The organism is Sphingomonas sp. GW821-FHT12D09 (assembly GCF_058807215.1).
Genome location: NZ_JBXAQL010000001.1, coordinates 2049593 through 2064641, shown reverse-complemented (window position 1 = coordinate 2064641; position 15049 = coordinate 2049593). Strand labels below are relative to the sequence as shown.

The following is a 15049-nucleotide window of genomic DNA, read 5'->3' as shown; positions in this document are numbered from 1 at the left end:
GATGTTCAGCCATGTGATGGTCGGCAGCAACGACATCGAGCGGTCCAAGGCTTTCTACGATGCGGTGCTTGGGGTCCTCGGGGCGGGCGAGCCGTTCCGGCACGTCAACGCCACCGGCCAGGTCCGGCTGTTCTATCGGCATGATGGGGGCAGTTTCTGCATCAGCGAGCCGATCGACGGCGAGCCGGCGACCTGCGCCAATGGCGCGACGATCGGCTTCAAGTGCGCCTCGGCCGAACAGGCGGCGGCGTTCCATGCGGCCGGCCTCGCGCATGGCGGCACCGCGATCGAGGACCCGCCGGGCGTGCGCGAGGGCGGCTCGCTCGGCTCGCTGTACCTTGCCTATCTGCGCGACCCCGACGGCAACAAATTGTGCGGGATGTGGCGCGTGCCGGCATGAGCGAGGTCGTGAACCTCGAAGCGAAGTTCGCTACCTTCACCGAGCATTGGGCACCGCGCATCGTTGCGCGCTACAATGACAACGACGTCCGCATCGTAAAGGTGGACGGCGAATTCGTCTGGCACAGCCATCCCGAGACCGACGATTTCTTCCTCGTTCTCGAAGGCGTGCTCGACATCGAGTTGCGCGACCGCATTATGACGCTCCGACCGGGCGAGATCTTCGTCGTGCCGCGCGGGGTCGAGCATCGCCCGGTCGCCCGCCACGGCGAAGTGAAGATGATCGTGATCGAGCCGACGGGCACGCCCAACACCGGCGACGAAGCCACCGCCACCCAGATAGAGGCGCTCTGATGGAACAGCTTTCGGCCAACAAGGCGCATGGCGGCACCCAGGGCGTCTATCGCCACGCCTCCGCCGTCACCGGCACCGACATGGGCTTCTCGGCCTTCGTGCCAGAGCATGCGCCCGGCACGACGCTGCCGGTGCTGTGGTATCTCTCCGGCCTCACCTGCACCCACGCCAACGTCACCGAAAAGGGCGAGTATCGCGCTGCCTGTGCCGAGCATGGAGTGATCCTGGTCGCGCCGGATACCAGCCCGCGCGGGGCCAGTGTGCCCGATGACGAAGCCTATGATTTCGGTCAGGGCGCCGGCTTCTATCTCGATGCGACCCAGGAACCCTGGTCGACGCATTTCCAGATGCGCTCCTATATAGAGACCGAGCTGCCCGCGCTGATCGCCGCCGAATTCCCCGCCGACATGGCCCGCCAGGGCGTCACCGGCCATTCGATGGGCGGCCACGGCGCGCTGACCATCGGCCTGCGCAATCCCGACCGCTTCCGCTCGGTCTCCGCCTTCTCGCCGATCGTCGCGCCCAGCCAGGCGCCCTGGGGCCAGAAGGCGCTGGCCGGCTATCTCGGCAGGGAAGGCGCTGCCTGGCGCCAGCATGACGCTGTCGCGCTGATCGAGGACGGTGCGCGCGTGCCCGAGTTGCTCGTCGATACCGGTACCAACGACCCGTTCCTCGAGAAGGAACTCCGGCCCGACTTGCTCGCCACTGCCTGCGCCAAGGCCGGCATCGCGCTCACGCAGCGGCTCCAGCCGGGCTATGACCATAGCTATTATTTCGTCTCGACCTTCCTCGGCGAGCACATCGCCTGGCATGCGGAGCGGCTCAAGGCATGAAATTCGACGTCCTGATCGTCGGTGCCGGCCATGGCGGCGCCCAGGCGGCGATCGCGCTGCGCCAGAACAAGTTCGAAGGGACGATCGCGCTGCTCGGCGACGAGCCCGAGCTGCCCTATGAGCGCCCGCCGCTGTCCAAGGAATATCTGTCGGGCGAAAAGGCCTTCGAGCGGCTGCTGATCCGCAATGCCGCCTTCTGGGAAGAGCGCCAGGTCACGATGCTGCCGGGCCGTACCGTGACTGCGGTCGATCCCGTCGCCCACAAGGTGACTGCCAATGGCGAGAGCATCGACTATGGCCAGCTGATCTGGGCGACCGGCGGCAAGCCGCGCCGGCTGTCCTGCGATGGCCACCACCTCGCCGGCATCCATACCGTCCGCACCCGCGCCGATGTCGACCAGATGATGGCCGAACTGGACGGCGTCACCGGCGTCGCCGTGATCGGTGGCGGCTATATCGGGCTCGAGGCAGCCGCCGTGCTCGCCAAGCTCGGCAAGCAGGTCACCGTGCTCGAAGCGCAGGACCGTGTCCTTGCCCGCGTCGCCGGCGAACCGCTGTCGCGCTTCTTCGAGGCCGAGCATCGCGCGCACGGCGTCGAGATCCGCCTGGGCGTCCAGGTCGAGGCGATCGAGGGCGAGACGAAAGTCACTGGCATCCGCCTGGCCGGCGGCGAGGTCGTCGCCGCCGACATGGCGATCGTCGGCATCGGCATCGTCCCGGCCGTGGCACCGCTGCTCGACGCAGGCGCCGCGGGCGGCAATGGCGTGCTGGTCGACGACCAATCCCGCACCAGCCTGCCCGACATCTTCGCGATCGGCGACTGCGCGCTCCATGTGAACCGCTACGCCGCCGACACTGCGATCCGCCTCGAGTCGGTCCAGAACGCCAATGACCAGGCGACCGTCGCAGCGAAGACGATCTGCGGCGTCGAGGCGGGCTATGACGCCGTGCCCTGGTTCTGGTCCAACCAGTATGACCTGAAGCTCCAGACCGTCGGCCTGTCGGCCGGCCATGACGCGGCGGTGGTCCGCGGCGATCCGGCGACGCGCAGCTTCTCGCTGGTCTATTACCGCGAGGGCCGGGTGATCGCGCTCGACTGCGTCAATGCGGTCAAGGACTATGTCCAGGGCCGCAAGCTGGTGGCCGAGGCGCTCGCCATCGATCCGGCGCGGATCGCTGACTCCAGCCTCCCGATCAAGGAGCTCCTTGGCTAGCCAAGCCTGACATTGTGTCAGGTCTTGTTGACAACCTCGCGCGACTCGCTATGTAAGGGGTGCCTGACAGAGTGTCAGGTCATGGGGACATGGCAAGAACAGCGAATGCGAAACCGGCTGAAAGTGCTGCGCGCCGAACGCGACTGGAGCCAGGCGGAGCTTGGCGGCCGGCTCGGCGTGTCGCGCCAGGCCGTGAATGCGATCGAGACGGGCAAATATGATCCGTCGCTGCCGCTCGCCTTCAAGATCGCGCGCCTGTTCGCCATGCCCATTGAGGAGGTATTTTCCGATGAGGGCTCGGGAGGCGAAGATGACTGAAGGTCCGGGCGAGCGCGCCGAGAAATCGCGCCACAACCGCTTCTGGGGCCTGATGGCCGGGTTCATGCTGCTCGGCGGCTTCGTCGGCGCGGGCCTGGTCGTCATGGAGCACAACACCGGCATGCTGCCCGCGGCGGTGGCGATCGGCTTGGCGGTCGTCCTGACGCTCTGCGTCGGCGGCGGCACCTGGTATTTCCTCAGCAGCGTCGATGAGGTCGAGCGGCGCGACAATTACGTCGCCGGCACGATCGCGCTCAACTTCTACCTGATCCTCTACGCCAACTGGTATTTCCTCTGGAAGGGCGCGGTGGTCCGCGAGCCCGACCACGAGGCCCTCTTCATCGCGACCATGATCGTCATGGCCGCTGCCTATTTCTGGAAGAAGCTCCGGCCGTGAAGGCCGCGCAATTGGAGTGTTTCACATGTTGAAGAAGAAGCTGCTCGCCGTCCTGGCGGGGTTCACTGCGCTTGCCTCGATGCCGGCCGCTTATGCCCAGGCTGCGGCGCAGGCCGCGCCGGCGCCCGCCAAGGATGCCGATCCGGCGATCTGGGTGGTCAAGGATGCCGACACCACCATCTATCTGTTCGGCACGGTCCATGTGCTCAAGCCCGGCCTCAGCTGGTTCGACGAAGCGGTGAAGGCCGCGTTCGACAAGAGCGACACGGTGGTGCTCGAGATGATCCAGCCCGACATGGCGACGATGCAGGGCCTGGTCGGCAAGATGGCGCTCGCCCCCGCCACCGATCCCACGCTCACCGAGAAGCTGCCCGAGTCCGCGCGCGCGCCTTACGCCGCCGCGCTCGCCGACCTCGGCATGCCCGCCAACACGCTCGACCGGCTGGAGCCCTGGTTCGCCGCGATGACGCTCAGCATCGCCCCGCTCCAGAAGCTCGGCTACGATCCGAACAGCGGCGCCGAGCACGCGATCACCGAAGCCGCCAAGGCGGCGAACAAGCAGATGGTCGGGCTCGAGACCGTTGAGCAGCAGCTCGGCTATTTCGATACGATGCCGGCCGACCTCCAGATCAAGTATCTGGTCAGCACGATCACCGATTACGCCAAGGCCGGGCCGGTGCTCGACAAGATGGTCGTGCAATGGGCGGCCGGCGATCCCGTGGCGCTGGGCAACACGATGAACGAAGAGATGCGCAAGACGCCCGAGCTGGGCAAGCTGCTCCTCACCGACCGCAACGCCCGCTGGGCCGACTGGATCAGCGCGCGCATGGCCAAGCCAGGCACGGTGTTCATCGCCGTCGGCGCCGGCCATCTCGCGGGCAGCGACAGCGTCCAGGCCTATCTCGCCAAGCACAATCTCAAGGCCGAGCGCATCCAATATTAATGCCCCGATATTGATGTGACGGCGGGAGCCGGGCAGGGGTGGGTGCGTTGAGCCCATTCCTGCCCGGAGACCGAAAATGGCAAAGCCCCGTCCCCTTCTCGGTCTTCTCGCCGGCGTCGCCGCGGGGCTCGTCGCCTCGGCGGCGATGGCGGCTTTCCAGCACCAGGCGGGAAAGCTGCTGCCCGAAGACGGCACGGACGAGGATCCCGCCACGGTGAAGGCCGCCGACAAGGCGAGCGAGGCACTGACCGATGCGCCGGTCCCCGACGACTATCGCGAACAGGCGGGCCAGGCGGTCCATTACATCACCGGCGCTGTGCTGGGCGGCATCTATGGCCTGATCACCGAGTACAAGCCCGAAGCGAGTGCCGGCTTCGGCAGTGCCTATGGCATCGCCACCAGCGCCCTGCTCGACGAAGTCGCCGTGCCCGCCGCGGGACTGGCGCCGGGGCCGGAGGAAACGCCGCTCGCCACCCACGCTTATGGCGCGGCGTCGCATCTGGTCTATGGCATCGTGCTCGAAGGGGTGCGCTGGCTGATCGCGGGGAAGCGGTAGGTTAGAACAGCAGGTCCTGTGCCGGCAGGTCGCGCCCGACCGGCCCCCCGCCACGGCGCCGCGCCAACTCGGTCTGCGCGGTGAAGCGGATATCCTCGTCGCGGTCGCCCAGGAAGGTGGCGAGCGAATCGTCGTCGATCTCGCTCCATTCCTTGCCGCGGTCGGGGCCGAAGCGGACGCGAGGCAGCAGCCCCGGCAGCTTCGACCATTCGACCAGCTGCGCCACGCTCGCTTCGTTGAGCATGTCGCGCAGGTGGTGCGCGGTCACATAGGCATCGGGGAAGGCGCGGTGCGCGGGCAGGCCGCGCTCATGCTCCAGGCCCACGGGATGGCGCCAATAGCGCAGGAACTGGTTCGAAAAGCCGCCGCTGTCCGGCCATAGCCGCAGCGCGCATTTCCAGGTGCAGATCCAGTCGGCGCCGCGGGTGAGCGCGGGGGTGCAATATTGCTCCTCGAAGGTCGCCCGGTGCGCGGCCAGCGCGATGCGACGCGGCCAGGGATCGAGGATCGGCCGCGCGACGTCGTGCCACCAGGGCGCGTGGGCGACGTCCTCGTCGCGGATATGGTGGATCGCCATGGTCAGCGGCGGGATCGGCCGGCCCGGATTGACCATCCGGTTGCCGCCTTCGCCATACAGCTCCCAGCGCCCGTCCTTGCCGAGCGCGACGTCCTGCCAGCCGATCTCGACCACGGCATGCGCGGGTGGCTTGTCGCCGGTGGTCTCGAGATCGATGACGCGGATGATGGACGGGGCAGATGACGCCATGGCCCCCAAATGGGGGCGGAAACGCTGAAATGCGAGTCAAAACAATAAGCCCCTCTCCTTCAGGGGAGGGGTTGGGGTGGGGACTCTCCGCGAAGGCTGGTCTCGGTGAGACGCAGCCCCACCCTAAACCCCTCCCCTGAAGGGGAGGGGCTTTCAGAAGTTCAGTGCGCAGCCTGCTCGCCGCGCACCAGTCCGCTCTGGGCGAGCTGGTCGTCGATCTGGGCGAGCAGCCGGTCGAGCCCGGCCTGGTCCTTGGCCTCGGCGCGGGCGACGAGCACGTCCTGCGTGTTCGAGGCGCGCAGCAGCCACCAGCCATCGGGGGTGTTCACCCGCGCGCCGTCGGTGCGGTCCACTTCCGCGCCCGAAGCCTCGAGGCGATCCAGGACCTCGTCCACCACCGCGAACTTGCGGCTCTCGTCGACCTGGAAGCGCATCTCCGGCGTGTTGACCAGCTTGGGCATGGCGTCCTTGAGCTCGGTCAGCGACTTGCCGATCACATGGATCGCCTGGATCAGCCGGATCGCCGCATATTGCGCGTCGTCGAAACCGTAATAGTCCTGCGCGAAGAAGATGTGGCCGCTCATCTCGCCGGCGAGCGGCGCGCCGGTTTCCTTCATCTTGGTCTTCACCAAGCTGTGCCCGGTCTTCCACATCAGCGGCTTGCCGCCCAGCTCCGCGACTCGGTCGAACAGCATCTGGCTGGCCTTCACGTCGGCGATGATCGTCGCGCCCGGCTCCACGCGCAGGACAGGTTCAGCCAAAATGGACAGAAGCTGATCGCCCCAAACCACGCGGCCCAGCCCGTCGATCGCACCCAGGCGGTCGCCATCGCCGTCGAATGCAAGTCCGAAATCGAGCTGCTTCTCCGCGACGAGCTTCTTGAGATCGGCGAGGTTCTTTTCCTCGGTGGGATCGGGATGATGATTGGGGAAATTGCCGTCCACTTCGGTGAACAACGTATGATGCTCACCCGGCAGCAGCTTCACCAGCTTCTCGATCACCGGGCCGGCGGCCCCGTTGCCCGTATCCCATCCGACGCGATAGGCGCCGCCGGCATATCCCGCGATCAACCGGCTGACATAGAGGTCCTCGACGTCCGCGTCGGTCACCGTCTCGCTGCCGTCGCCCTCGTCCCAGTCGCCTTCCGCGGCCATCTTGCCCAGTTCCTGGATCTTCTCGCCAAAAAAACTGTGGTGCTGAAACACCATCTTGAAGCCGTTGTAATGGCCGGGATTATGGCTGCCGGTTATCTGGATGCCGCCATCCACCTCCAGCGTAGCCTCGGCGTAATATAGCATCGGGGTCGGCCCCATGCCGGTGCGCACCACGCTGCAGCCGGACTGGGTAAGCCCCTCGATCAGCGCCGCTTCGAGCATCGGCGAGGACAGGCGGCCGTCGCGGCCCACCGCCACGCGGGTGCCGCCGGCGCGGCGCAGCAGCGTCGCGAAGCCTCGGCCGATCGCGCGTGCGTCATCGGGACCGAGAGACTCGCCCACGATCCCGCGAATGTCATACTCGCGCAGCGAGGTGGGGTTGAAGATATGCGTCATACTGCCTCCCGGGGAATGGTTGTCCGCCTAATTCCCGAGCGGGGCGGAAAGTTCAATTGCGCAGGCGTAACAAGGTGTCGCGCGCTGCATTTATCCGGCGGGTCAGCTCGGCCGAGCCGCCCTTGTCGGGGTGCACCGCGCTGACCAGCCGGCGATGCGCCGCGCGGATCGCGGCCTCGTCGGCCTCGGCGGAGATGCCCAGGATCGCGCGCGCCTCGTCCTCCGGCATGCGCGGCCCCTTGGAGCGTGGCTTCAGCACGAGCTGGTAGAGCGCGTATAGAACCGCGGCGGCGATGAGCAGCTTGAAGATCATCAGGCGAACAGCGGCATGGTGACTTCGGGCAGCGCCAGGCCGGCCATCATCTCGCGCAGCTCCTGGCGCGCGGCGACATGCGCCAGGCCCATCTCGCCGAATTCGCGGCTGTCGAGCATGGTCAGTCCCTTGGGGAAGAGCTCGCGGTAGATCACGCGCTCCGAAAGCCCCGAGATCACCCGGAAGCCGACGCGCTTGGAAAGCTGGTCGATCGCCTCGGACACGCGCTTCATGTTGCGCGCCTCGATGTGCTGCATGCGGTTGCGCAACACCACCCAGTCGATCGTCTCGCCGTCCGCCTTTGCCCGGCGCTTGCGCGATTCCCAGATCAGCTCGGAATAGAAGCTGGGGCGCACGACCTTGAACGTATCGGGATCCACCTGGCCGATCAGGTCGAAGTCGACGAAGCTGTCGTTCATCGGCGTGACCAGCGTATCAGCGTTGGTCACCGCGATCCGCGCGAACTTGTCGTCGCGGCCCGGCGTGTCGATCACCAGGAAGTCCGCGCCTTCGCCCAGCTTGTCCAGCGCCTCCGAGAAATAGGACATGCTCTCGCCGTCATGCGTGTCATAGACCGGCATCGGCAGCTCGCGACCCATCCGCTTGCTCGTCGCGGCGCGGTTGTCGAGATAGCGCCCCATCGTCCGCTGGCGGTGGTCCAGATCGAAGCAAGCGACACGCGCTCCCTTCGCGGCAAGGGCAATCGCAGTGTGAACGGCGGTGGTGGACTTGCCCGTCCCGCCCTTCTCATTCGCGAACACCAGAACGTGCAGTCGCTTCGGCCCGTCGCTCAACGTCCCAACATCCTTTATTGATCGAACGGCCTGCCCCCCATAGAAGGCCGCGCTCCGTCTTATCGAAAGTGTTAACGCGTGCAAACAGTCCGTCAGCTCGAAGTCCTTCGTGAGGCGATTTCCGCCTGGCGCCAGGCCGGTGAGCGTATCGCCCTGGTTCCTACCATGGGGGCGCTGCATGACGGGCATATGGCGCTGGTCGAAGCCGCGAAGCGCGCGGCGGACCGCGTGGTCGTCTCGATCTTCGTCAATCCCAGGCAGTTCGGCGCGAACGAGGACCTGGCGAAGTACCCCCGCAAGGAAGCCGCGGATTCGCGCCTGCTCACCAATGCCGGCGTGGATGTGCTGTGGATGCCTCCGGTCGAAGTCGTCTATCCCGAAGGCTTCGCGACCAATGTCTCGGTCACCGGCGTGAGCGGCGTGCTCGAAGGTGCGCACCGTCCCGGCCACTTCGATGGTGTCGCGACCGTGGTCTCCAAGCTTTTCAACCAGGTCCAGCCCGATGTGGCGTTCTTCGGCGAGAAGGACTGGCAGCAACTCGCCGTGATCCGCCGCATGACCACCGATCTCAACCTGCCCGTCGAGATCCAGTCGGTGCTCACCCAGCGCGATGACGACGGGCTGGCGCTCTCCTCGCGCAACGCCTTCCTGATGCCCGAGGATCGCGCCAAGGCCGTGGCGCTGCCGCGCGCCCTCGGCGCCGTGGCCCGCGCGATCGCCGAGGGCGGCGATGCCGAGGCGGCGCTCGCCCAGGCCCGCGAGACGCTTGCCGCGGCCGGCTTCGACGTCGATTACGTCGCGCTCGCCGATGCCGAGAGCCTGGGTGTGCCCGAGGCCGGCCGGCCGATGCGCCTGCTCGCCGCCGCGCGCATCGGCGGCACCCGGCTCATCGATAATATCGCGGTACCCGAATAGTACGGACCTGAACAAATACGGTTAACGCCGTTAACCATTTGTTTCGAATTCAGGTGCCAAACCCCAAGCCACCACGAAAGGGTGTGGTTAACTTGGGGTGAGCGACATGGGCAGCAGCCTGAAGAGTGCGCGTTTCCTTATCGAGAGCCGGTTGCGTGATGCGGCCCGCGGCGATGCCAACGCGTGTTACGATCTCGGCATGGTCTATTCGAGCGGCGCCGACGGTGTCGGCGTCGATCTGGTCGAGGCGCATAAATGGTTCAACATTGCCGCCGTCACCGGTGACGGCCGCGCGCAGGAATGCCGCGCGGAGATCGCCGAGGACATGACGGCACGCGAGATCATCGAGGCGCAGAAGGCCGCGCGTGCGTGGCTCCGGGGCTTCGAGGTGCGGGCGGCCTGATCCTCCGGACGAGCGCGGGCTAATGTCGTCGCGATGATCGCGACGCCAGCCACACCTCGTCATCCCGGAGAAAGCCGGAACCCAGGGTCAAGCAGGACCATCTGGGCAGAGTAACCCTGGGCCCCGGCTTTCGCCGGGGTGACGGTGTAGAGTTTACGCTTCCTTCTTGGCAGCAGCCTTCTTCGCCGGAGCCTTCTTGGCCGCCGGCTTCTTCGCCGCAGCCTTCTTGGGCGCGGCCTTCTTCTTGCCCTTGCCCTTGGCGGGACCCGCCGCGGCGCGGGCGTCGATCAGCTGGGCGGCTTCCTCGAGCGTCAGCTGGTCCTTGTCGACCGACTTGGGAAGCGTCGCGTTGGTTTCGCCGTCGGTGACGTACGCGCCGTAGCGCCCCTCCATCAGCTTGATCTCGGCTTCGGTACGCGGATGCTTGCCGAGAACCTTCAGCGGCTCGCGCGAGGCCCCACGCGCCGGACGGCCCGCATTCGCCGCAGCCTCGGCAAGCTTGACCACTGCGGCGTTCATGCCGGTCTCGAACACCTCCATCGTGCCCTGCAGCCGCGCATACTTGCCGTCATGCGCCAGATACGGGCCATAGCGGCCGATCGAGGCGGTGATCGGGTTGCCCGTCTCCGGGTGGTCGCCGATCACGCGCGGCAGCTTCAACAGCTTGAGCGCCAGCTCCAGGTCGAGCTCGACGTCCTTCGGGATCGAGGCGCGCGCCGCTTCCTTGCCTTCGCCAAGCTGGATGTAGGGCCCGAACCGGCCCGACTTGCGCTCGACCGGCAGGCCGGTGTCGGGATCGTTGCCCAGCACTTCGGGTCCGCTGTCCGCGCCTTCCTCCCCGCCCGGCTGGGCGAAGCGGCGGGTGTATTTGCACTCGGGATAGTTGGAGCAGGCGATGAATGCGCCGAACTTGCCGCCGCGCAGCGCCAGCCGGCCACCGGCGCAATTGGGGCAGGCCCGCGGATCGCTGCCGTCCGCCTTTTCGGGGAACAGATAGGGTGCCAGGAACTCGTCGAGCGCCGCGGTGATGTCCGAAGGCTTCTGTTCCATCACATCGGCGGTGCGCGGCTTGAAGTCCTTCCAGAACGCTTCCAGCACCGCCTGCCACTGGGCGCGGCCGCCCGACACGTCGTCCAGCTCCTCCTCGAGCTCGGCGGTGAAGTCGTAATTGACGTATTTCTGGAAGAAGCGCTCGAGGAACGCCGTCAGCAGACGCCCGCTCTCCTCGGCGAAGAAGCGGTTCTTCTCGACGCGCACATAGGCGCGGTCCTTGAGCACCTGGATGATCGAGGCATAGGTCGAAGGCCGGCCGATGCCGAGCTCTTCCAGCCGCTTGACCAGCGAGGCCTCCGAGAAGCGGGGCGGGGGCTGGGTGAAGTGCTGCTCGGCGTTGACCGCCTTCTTGGCCGGCGTCGCGCCTTCGTTCATCCGCGGCAGGCGGCGCGAATCCTCGTCGCCCTCGTCGTCGCGGCCTTCTTCGTAGAGCGCGAGATAGCCCGGGAAGATCACCACCTGGCCGGTGGCGCGCAGCCCGTGCTGGCTGGTCGCGTCCTCCAGGTCGATCGTCGTGCGCTCCATCCGCGCCGAGGCCATCTGGCTTGCCAGCGCGCGCTTCCAGATCAGCTCGTAGAGCCGGCCGTGGTCGCCCGATCCCGCCTTGTCCTTGCCGAAGTCGGTCGGGCGGATCGCCTCGTGCGCTTCCTGGGCGTTCTTCGCCTTGGTCGTGTAGACGCGCGGCTTGTCCGGCACGTACGAGCCGTCATAGCGCCTCGCGACCGCCTTGCGGGCCTCCTGGATCGCGCTCGGGTCCATCTGGACGCCGTCGGTACGCATGTAGGTGATCGCGCCGTCCTCATAGAGGCCCTGCGCGATCCGCATCGTGTGGCTGGCCGAGAAGCCCAGCTTGCGCGCGGCTTCCTGCTGCAGCGTCGACGTGGTGAAGGGCGCGGCGGGGTTGCGCATCGCCGGCTTGGTCTCGACCGAGACCACGGTGAAGCGGCCTTCCTCGACGGCCAGCTTCGCCGCCGCGGCGGTCTTGCCGTCGCCGATCGACAGGCGGTCGAGCTTGTCGCCCTTGTACTTGACCATGCGCGCCTGGAAGGGCGTGCCGTCCTGCTCCATCTCGGCGATGACCGACCAATATTCCTGGCTCTTGAAGCTTTCGATCTCGCGCTCGCGATCGACGATGATGCGTAGCGCCACCGACTGGACGCGGCCGGCCGACTTGGCGCCCGGCAGCTTGCGCCACAGCACCGGCGACAAGGTGAAGCCCACCAGATAGTCGAGCGCGCGGCGCGCCCGGTATGCGTCGATCAGGTCGGTATCGAGCTCGCGCGGGTTCGCCATCGCGGTCAGCACCGCCGGCTTGGTGATCGCGTTGAAGGTGACGCGTTCCACTTCCTTGGGCAGCGCCTTCTTGTTCCGCAGCACTTCCTGCACGTGCCAGCTGATCGCCTCACCCTCGCGATCGGGGTCGGTCGCGAGGATCAGGCGGTCGGCGGTCTTGGCGAGGTCCGAGATCGCCTTCAGCTGCTTGGACTTGTCCGCATAGGTCTCCCACTCCATCGCGAACCCTTCATCGGGATCGACCGATCCGTCCTTCGCCGGCAGGTCGCGGACATGGCCGTAGGAAGCGAGGACGCGGTAGTCCTTGCCGAGATATTTCTCGATGGTCTTCGCCTTTGCCGGCGATTCTACGATGACGAGCTGCATGGGGGGTAAGCGATCCTCACGTGTACGCGTGTAAGGTGGGGAGTGGCGACGGGGGCCGTCAAGCCGGCTGATCTCGAACTTGTCTGGAACCTCGGGGTCGTTTCGCGGGTATCACGTCCATAGGCTTTGGGGGAACAGAAGATTGCCCGACGACAAGCCCATGCCCCGCAGCGCGTTTCGCAGCCGGCGGCTCTGGATCATCGGCATTCTGCTCGTGGTGCTCGCGGGCGGCCTGGCGGCCATGCTGTTCCTGCTGGGCGGGACCAAGGCTGAGGCGCCGCCGCACGCGACCGACGCTGTCGAAGTGCCGCACCAGCTCTCCGCGATCGACGTGCCGCTCGACGTCAATGTCTCGGTCCTCAGCCGCGCGCTCGAAAAGGCCGTGCCGCGCACGCTCTGGACGATCAACCAGCAGGTCGACAAATGCGTGCCCGCCCAGCGGGTGAAGCTGTTCAAGGCCAAGATCAAGGTCAGCCCGGATCTCGGCTGCACCGTGGTGGGCATGGTCAACCGTTCCGCAATTCGCTTGCGCGGCGAAGGCGACGAGATCGTCGCGGACGTGCCGATCCATGCGAACATCTCCGCACGCCATGTCGGCGGTTTCCTGAAGGGCGAGACCGCGACGGGATCGGCCATGGTCCGCGCCCGCATCCGCCTGTCGATGACCGAGAATTGGCAGCCCCGCGCCACCGTTCGCCTCGCCTATAGCTGGACGACGGCGCCGGGCATCGACTTCCTCGGCAAGCGGATCACCTTCACCGACAAGGCCGACGAGAAGCTCGCACCCGTCATCCGCGAGCTCGAACGCAGCCTCCCGCAGGAGATCGCCAAGCTCAACATCCGTGTCCGCGTCGCCGATGCCTGGCGGCAGAGCTTCACCTCGCTCCAGCTCAACCAGGAGAATCCGCCGGTGTGGATGCGGATCACGCCGCAGAAGCTCAACTATGGCGGCTATGCGCTGGCGGGGAACCGCTTGCGCCTGCGTCTCGGTCTCGCGGCGATCACCGAGACCTTTGTCGGCCCGCGCCCTGAAGATCCCAAGCCCACGCCGCTGCCCCCGCTCGGCCACGACGCGCACGGATCGAAGCTCGAATTCTTCATCCCGGTCATCGCCGACTATGCCCAGCTCGAGCCCGTGCTCCAAAAGGCGCTGGCCAAGCGCTCGAAGCGGCCCTTCGACGTGCCCGGCATCGGCCCGGTCGTCGCGCGGTTCGACAAGATCACCGGCTATGGCACCACCGGCGGCAAGATCGCCGTCGGCCTGACGATCGCCGCGCGCCCGCAAAGCGGCGGGGCGGAGACGCACGGGCTGGTCTGGCTCACCGCCCGGCCGGTCAATGCGCCGGGCTCGCAGCGCGTCCATTTCGAGCAGCTGACCGTGTCGGGCGATACCGACGGGATCGGCGGCGACCTGCTCGTCCGCCTCGTCCAGGCGCCCGCGATCGCCGAGGTGCTTGCCGAATCGCTCACCCAGAACTTCACCCACGACTTCGACAAGCTGCTAGGCAAGGTCCAGCGCGCCATCGTCCAGAAGCGTGCCGGAGACTTCGTCATCCATGCCGAGATCGGCCAGGTGCGCACCGGCGAGCTGAAGGCCGCCGGGCAGGGGCTTTACCTGCCCGTCTGGGCCTCGGGCACGGCGCGGGTGGAGTATCTGCCCGGGCGTTAGCCCCGCATCTTCGCCCGCACCGCGTCGATGTCCGCCGCGCTGTGCCGCTCGGGCACGCGCTCGTCCTCGGGCCCAGAGCCGCGATTGACCAGCCGCCCGCGCTGCACCGGCTCGCGCGCCGCGACTTCCTCGGCCCAGCGATTGAAGTGGGTGTATTCGCCGACGTTCAGGAACTCGGCGGCGCCGGCATAGGCATCGCCGCGCGCCACGGCACCGTACCAGGGCCAGATCGCCATGTCGGCGATCGTGTAGTCGTCACCCACCATGAACTTGTTCGTCGCCAGATGCGTGTCGAGCACGTGGAGCTGGCGCTTCACTTCCATCGCATAGCGGTTGATCGCGTACTCGATCTTGAACGGCGCATAGGCGAAGAAATGGCCGAAGCCGCCGCCCAGGAACGGTGCCGATCCCATCTGCCACATCAGCCAGCTCATCGTCTGCGCGCGCTTCGCCGGGTCGGTCGGCAGGAACGCCCCGAACTTCTCGGCGAGATAGACCAGGATCGCGCCGCTCTCGAACACATTGATCGCCGGATCTGTCGAACGGTCGACCAGCGCCGGGATCTTCGAGTTGGGGTTGATCTCGACGAACCCGCTGCCGAACTGCGCGCCTTCGCCGATATTGATCTTCCAGGCGTCATATTCGGCGCCCGCATGGCCGGCGGCGAGCAGTTCCTCGAGCAGGATCGTCACCTTCTGCCCGTTCGGCGTGCCGAGCGAATAGAGCTGGATCGGATGTTCGCCGACCGGCAGCGGCGCCTCGTGCGTCGCGCCCGAGACCGGCCGGTTGATATTGGCGAACTGCCCGCCATTGCCTTGCTCCCACACCCAGACCTGGGGGGGCACGTAACCGGCGGGCTGGTTGTTCGCGGGATCGGGGGCGTCGGCCATGCGGGGGTTTCCTTGGGAGGAGG

The 15049-nt window shown here is 66.8% G+C and carries 17 protein-coding genes; 11 read left to right on the top strand and 6 right to left on the bottom strand.

What is annotated here, in order from left to right; all coding sequences use genetic code 11:
• Position 1: 1 nt before the first annotated feature.
• The 8 genes from AC1RPL_RS09385 (at position 2) to AC1RPL_RS09350 (ending at position 5014) form a co-directional block, all read left to right on the top strand.
• Positions 2-400: a VOC family protein gene (locus AC1RPL_RS09385; RefSeq protein ID WP_493068975.1), complete on the top strand. Its 399-nt coding sequence runs from the start codon at positions 2-4 to the stop codon at positions 398-400.
• A complete protein-coding gene (locus AC1RPL_RS09380) occupies positions 397-753 on the top strand; it encodes a cupin domain-containing protein (protein WP_493068974.1) in 357 nt (118 codons plus the stop codon). Before AC1RPL_RS09385 ends, AC1RPL_RS09380 begins: the two co-directional genes overlap by 4 nt.
• A complete protein-coding gene (fghA, locus tag AC1RPL_RS09375; RefSeq protein WP_493068973.1) occupies positions 753-1586 on the top strand; it encodes an S-formylglutathione hydrolase in 834 nt (277 codons plus the stop codon). Before AC1RPL_RS09380 ends, fghA begins: the two co-directional genes overlap by 1 nt.
• Positions 1583-2800, top strand: a complete 1218-nt coding sequence (locus tag AC1RPL_RS09370) for an NAD(P)/FAD-dependent oxidoreductase (protein ID WP_493068972.1) — start codon at positions 1583-1585, stop codon at positions 2798-2800. Before fghA ends, AC1RPL_RS09370 begins: the two co-directional genes overlap by 4 nt.
• 105 nt (positions 2801-2905) lie before the next feature.
• A complete protein-coding gene (locus AC1RPL_RS09365; protein ID WP_493068971.1) occupies positions 2906-3118 on the top strand; it encodes a helix-turn-helix transcriptional regulator in 213 nt (70 codons plus the stop codon).
• Complete coding sequence (locus tag AC1RPL_RS09360; protein ID WP_493068970.1) at positions 3111-3515, top strand: hypothetical protein; 405 nt, start codon at positions 3111-3113, stop codon at positions 3513-3515. The genes AC1RPL_RS09365 and AC1RPL_RS09360 overlap by 8 nt, the downstream gene beginning before the upstream one ends.
• Before the next feature lie 25 nt (positions 3516-3540).
• Entirely contained in the window at positions 3541-4458 is a 918-nt protein-coding gene (locus AC1RPL_RS09355) for a TraB/GumN family protein (RefSeq protein ID WP_493068969.1), read from the top strand.
• A gap of 76 nt (positions 4459-4534) precedes the next feature.
• Positions 4535-5014, top strand: a complete 480-nt coding sequence (locus AC1RPL_RS09350; protein WP_493068968.1) for a DUF1440 domain-containing protein — start codon at positions 4535-4537, stop codon at positions 5012-5014.
• A 1-nt stretch (position 5015) separates the two neighbouring features.
• On the opposite strand, the gene AC1RPL_RS09345 is transcribed toward AC1RPL_RS09350, so the two are convergent.
• The 4 genes from AC1RPL_RS09345 to AC1RPL_RS09330 all read right to left on the bottom strand — a co-directional run bounded on the left by AC1RPL_RS09345 (position 5016) and on the right by AC1RPL_RS09330 (position 8404).
• Entirely contained in the window at positions 5016-5780 is a 765-nt protein-coding gene (locus AC1RPL_RS09345) for an exonuclease domain-containing protein (protein WP_493068967.1), read from the bottom strand.
• A gap of 161 nt (positions 5781-5941) precedes the next feature.
• Positions 5942-7330, bottom strand: coding sequence for a phosphoglucomutase/phosphomannomutase PgmG (gene pgmG, locus AC1RPL_RS09340; RefSeq protein ID WP_493068966.1), 1389 nt, complete (start codon positions 7328-7330; stop codon positions 5942-5944).
• A gap of 52 nt (positions 7331-7382) precedes the next feature.
• Positions 7383-7643 carry a J domain-containing protein gene (locus tag AC1RPL_RS09335; protein WP_493068965.1) on the bottom strand — a complete coding sequence of 87 codons (261 nt, stop codon included), beginning with the start codon at positions 7641-7643 and terminating at the stop codon, positions 7383-7385.
• Entirely contained in the window at positions 7643-8404 is a 762-nt protein-coding gene (locus AC1RPL_RS09330) for a division plane positioning ATPase MipZ (RefSeq protein ID WP_493068964.1), read from the bottom strand. The genes AC1RPL_RS09335 and AC1RPL_RS09330 overlap by 1 nt, the downstream gene beginning before the upstream one ends.
• A gap of 111 nt (positions 8405-8515) precedes the next feature.
• Here AC1RPL_RS09330 and panC point away from each other — a divergent pair, with 111 nt between their 5' ends.
• Together panC and AC1RPL_RS09320 are read left to right on the top strand one after the other, a co-directional pair.
• Positions 8516-9352: a pantoate--beta-alanine ligase gene (panC, locus tag AC1RPL_RS09325; RefSeq protein ID WP_493068963.1), complete on the top strand. Its 837-nt coding sequence runs from the start codon at positions 8516-8518 to the stop codon at positions 9350-9352.
• Positions 9353-9458: 106 nt separating this feature from the next.
• Positions 9459-9755: a hypothetical protein gene (locus AC1RPL_RS09320; RefSeq protein WP_493068962.1), complete on the top strand. Its 297-nt coding sequence runs from the start codon at positions 9459-9461 to the stop codon at positions 9753-9755.
• A gap of 153 nt (positions 9756-9908) precedes the next feature.
• On the opposite strand, the gene topA is transcribed toward AC1RPL_RS09320, so the two are convergent.
• Complete coding sequence (topA, locus tag AC1RPL_RS09315; RefSeq protein ID WP_493068961.1) at positions 9909-12467, bottom strand: type I DNA topoisomerase; 2559 nt, start codon at positions 12465-12467, stop codon at positions 9909-9911.
• Between the two features lie 160 nt (positions 12468-12627).
• On the opposite strand from topA, the gene AC1RPL_RS09310 reads away from it, so the two are divergent.
• On the top strand, positions 12628-14136 hold the full coding sequence (locus tag AC1RPL_RS09310) for a DUF4403 family protein (protein ID WP_493068960.1): 1509 nt from the start codon (positions 12628-12630) through the stop codon (positions 14134-14136).
• Here the strand turns inward: AC1RPL_RS09310 and yghU are convergent.
• Positions 14133-15026 carry a glutathione-dependent disulfide-bond oxidoreductase gene (gene yghU, locus AC1RPL_RS09305; RefSeq protein WP_493068959.1) on the bottom strand — a complete coding sequence of 298 codons (894 nt, stop codon included), beginning with the start codon at positions 15024-15026 and terminating at the stop codon, positions 14133-14135. The genes AC1RPL_RS09310 and yghU overlap by 4 nt on opposite strands.
• Positions 15027-15049: the final 23 nt, after the last annotated feature.

Bases quoted from the DNA above. Each gene is read 5' to 3' on its own strand.
- AC1RPL_RS09385 (WP_493068975.1), top strand. From the start codon at position 2: ATGTTCAGCCATGTGATGGTCGGCAGCAACGACATCGAGCGGTCCAAG.
- AC1RPL_RS09380 (WP_493068974.1), top strand. From the start codon at position 397: ATGAGCGAGGTCGTGAACCTCGAAGCGAAGTTCGCTACCTTCACCGAG.
- fghA (WP_493068973.1), top strand. From the start codon at position 753: ATGGAACAGCTTTCGGCCAACAAGGCGCATGGCGGCACCCAGGGCGTC.
- AC1RPL_RS09370 (WP_493068972.1), top strand. From the start codon at position 1,583: ATGAAATTCGACGTCCTGATCGTCGGTGCCGGCCATGGCGGCGCCCAG.
- AC1RPL_RS09365 (WP_493068971.1), top strand. From the start codon at position 2,906: ATGCGAAACCGGCTGAAAGTGCTGCGCGCCGAACGCGACTGGAGCCAG.
- AC1RPL_RS09360 (WP_493068970.1), top strand. From the start codon at position 3,111: ATGACTGAAGGTCCGGGCGAGCGCGCCGAGAAATCGCGCCACAACCGC.
- AC1RPL_RS09355 (WP_493068969.1), top strand. From the start codon at position 3,541: ATGTTGAAGAAGAAGCTGCTCGCCGTCCTGGCGGGGTTCACTGCGCTT.
- AC1RPL_RS09350 (WP_493068968.1), top strand. From the start codon at position 4,535: ATGGCAAAGCCCCGTCCCCTTCTCGGTCTTCTCGCCGGCGTCGCCGCG.
- AC1RPL_RS09345 (WP_493068967.1), bottom strand. From the start codon at position 5,780: ATGGCGTCATCTGCCCCGTCCATCATCCGCGTCATCGATCTCGAGACC.
- pgmG (WP_493068966.1), bottom strand. From the start codon at position 7,330: ATGACGCATATCTTCAACCCCACCTCGCTGCGCGAGTATGACATTCGC.
- AC1RPL_RS09335 (WP_493068965.1), bottom strand. From the start codon at position 7,643: ATGATCTTCAAGCTGCTCATCGCCGCCGCGGTTCTATACGCGCTCTAC.
- AC1RPL_RS09320 (WP_493068962.1), top strand. From the start codon at position 9,459: ATGGGCAGCAGCCTGAAGAGTGCGCGTTTCCTTATCGAGAGCCGGTTG.
- topA (WP_493068961.1), bottom strand. From the start codon at position 12,467: ATGCAGCTCGTCATCGTAGAATCGCCGGCAAAGGCGAAGACCATCGAG.
- AC1RPL_RS09310 (WP_493068960.1), top strand. From the start codon at position 12,628: ATGCCCCGCAGCGCGTTTCGCAGCCGGCGGCTCTGGATCATCGGCATT.
- yghU (WP_493068959.1), bottom strand. From the start codon at position 15,026: ATGGCCGACGCCCCCGATCCCGCGAACAACCAGCCCGCCGGTTACGTG.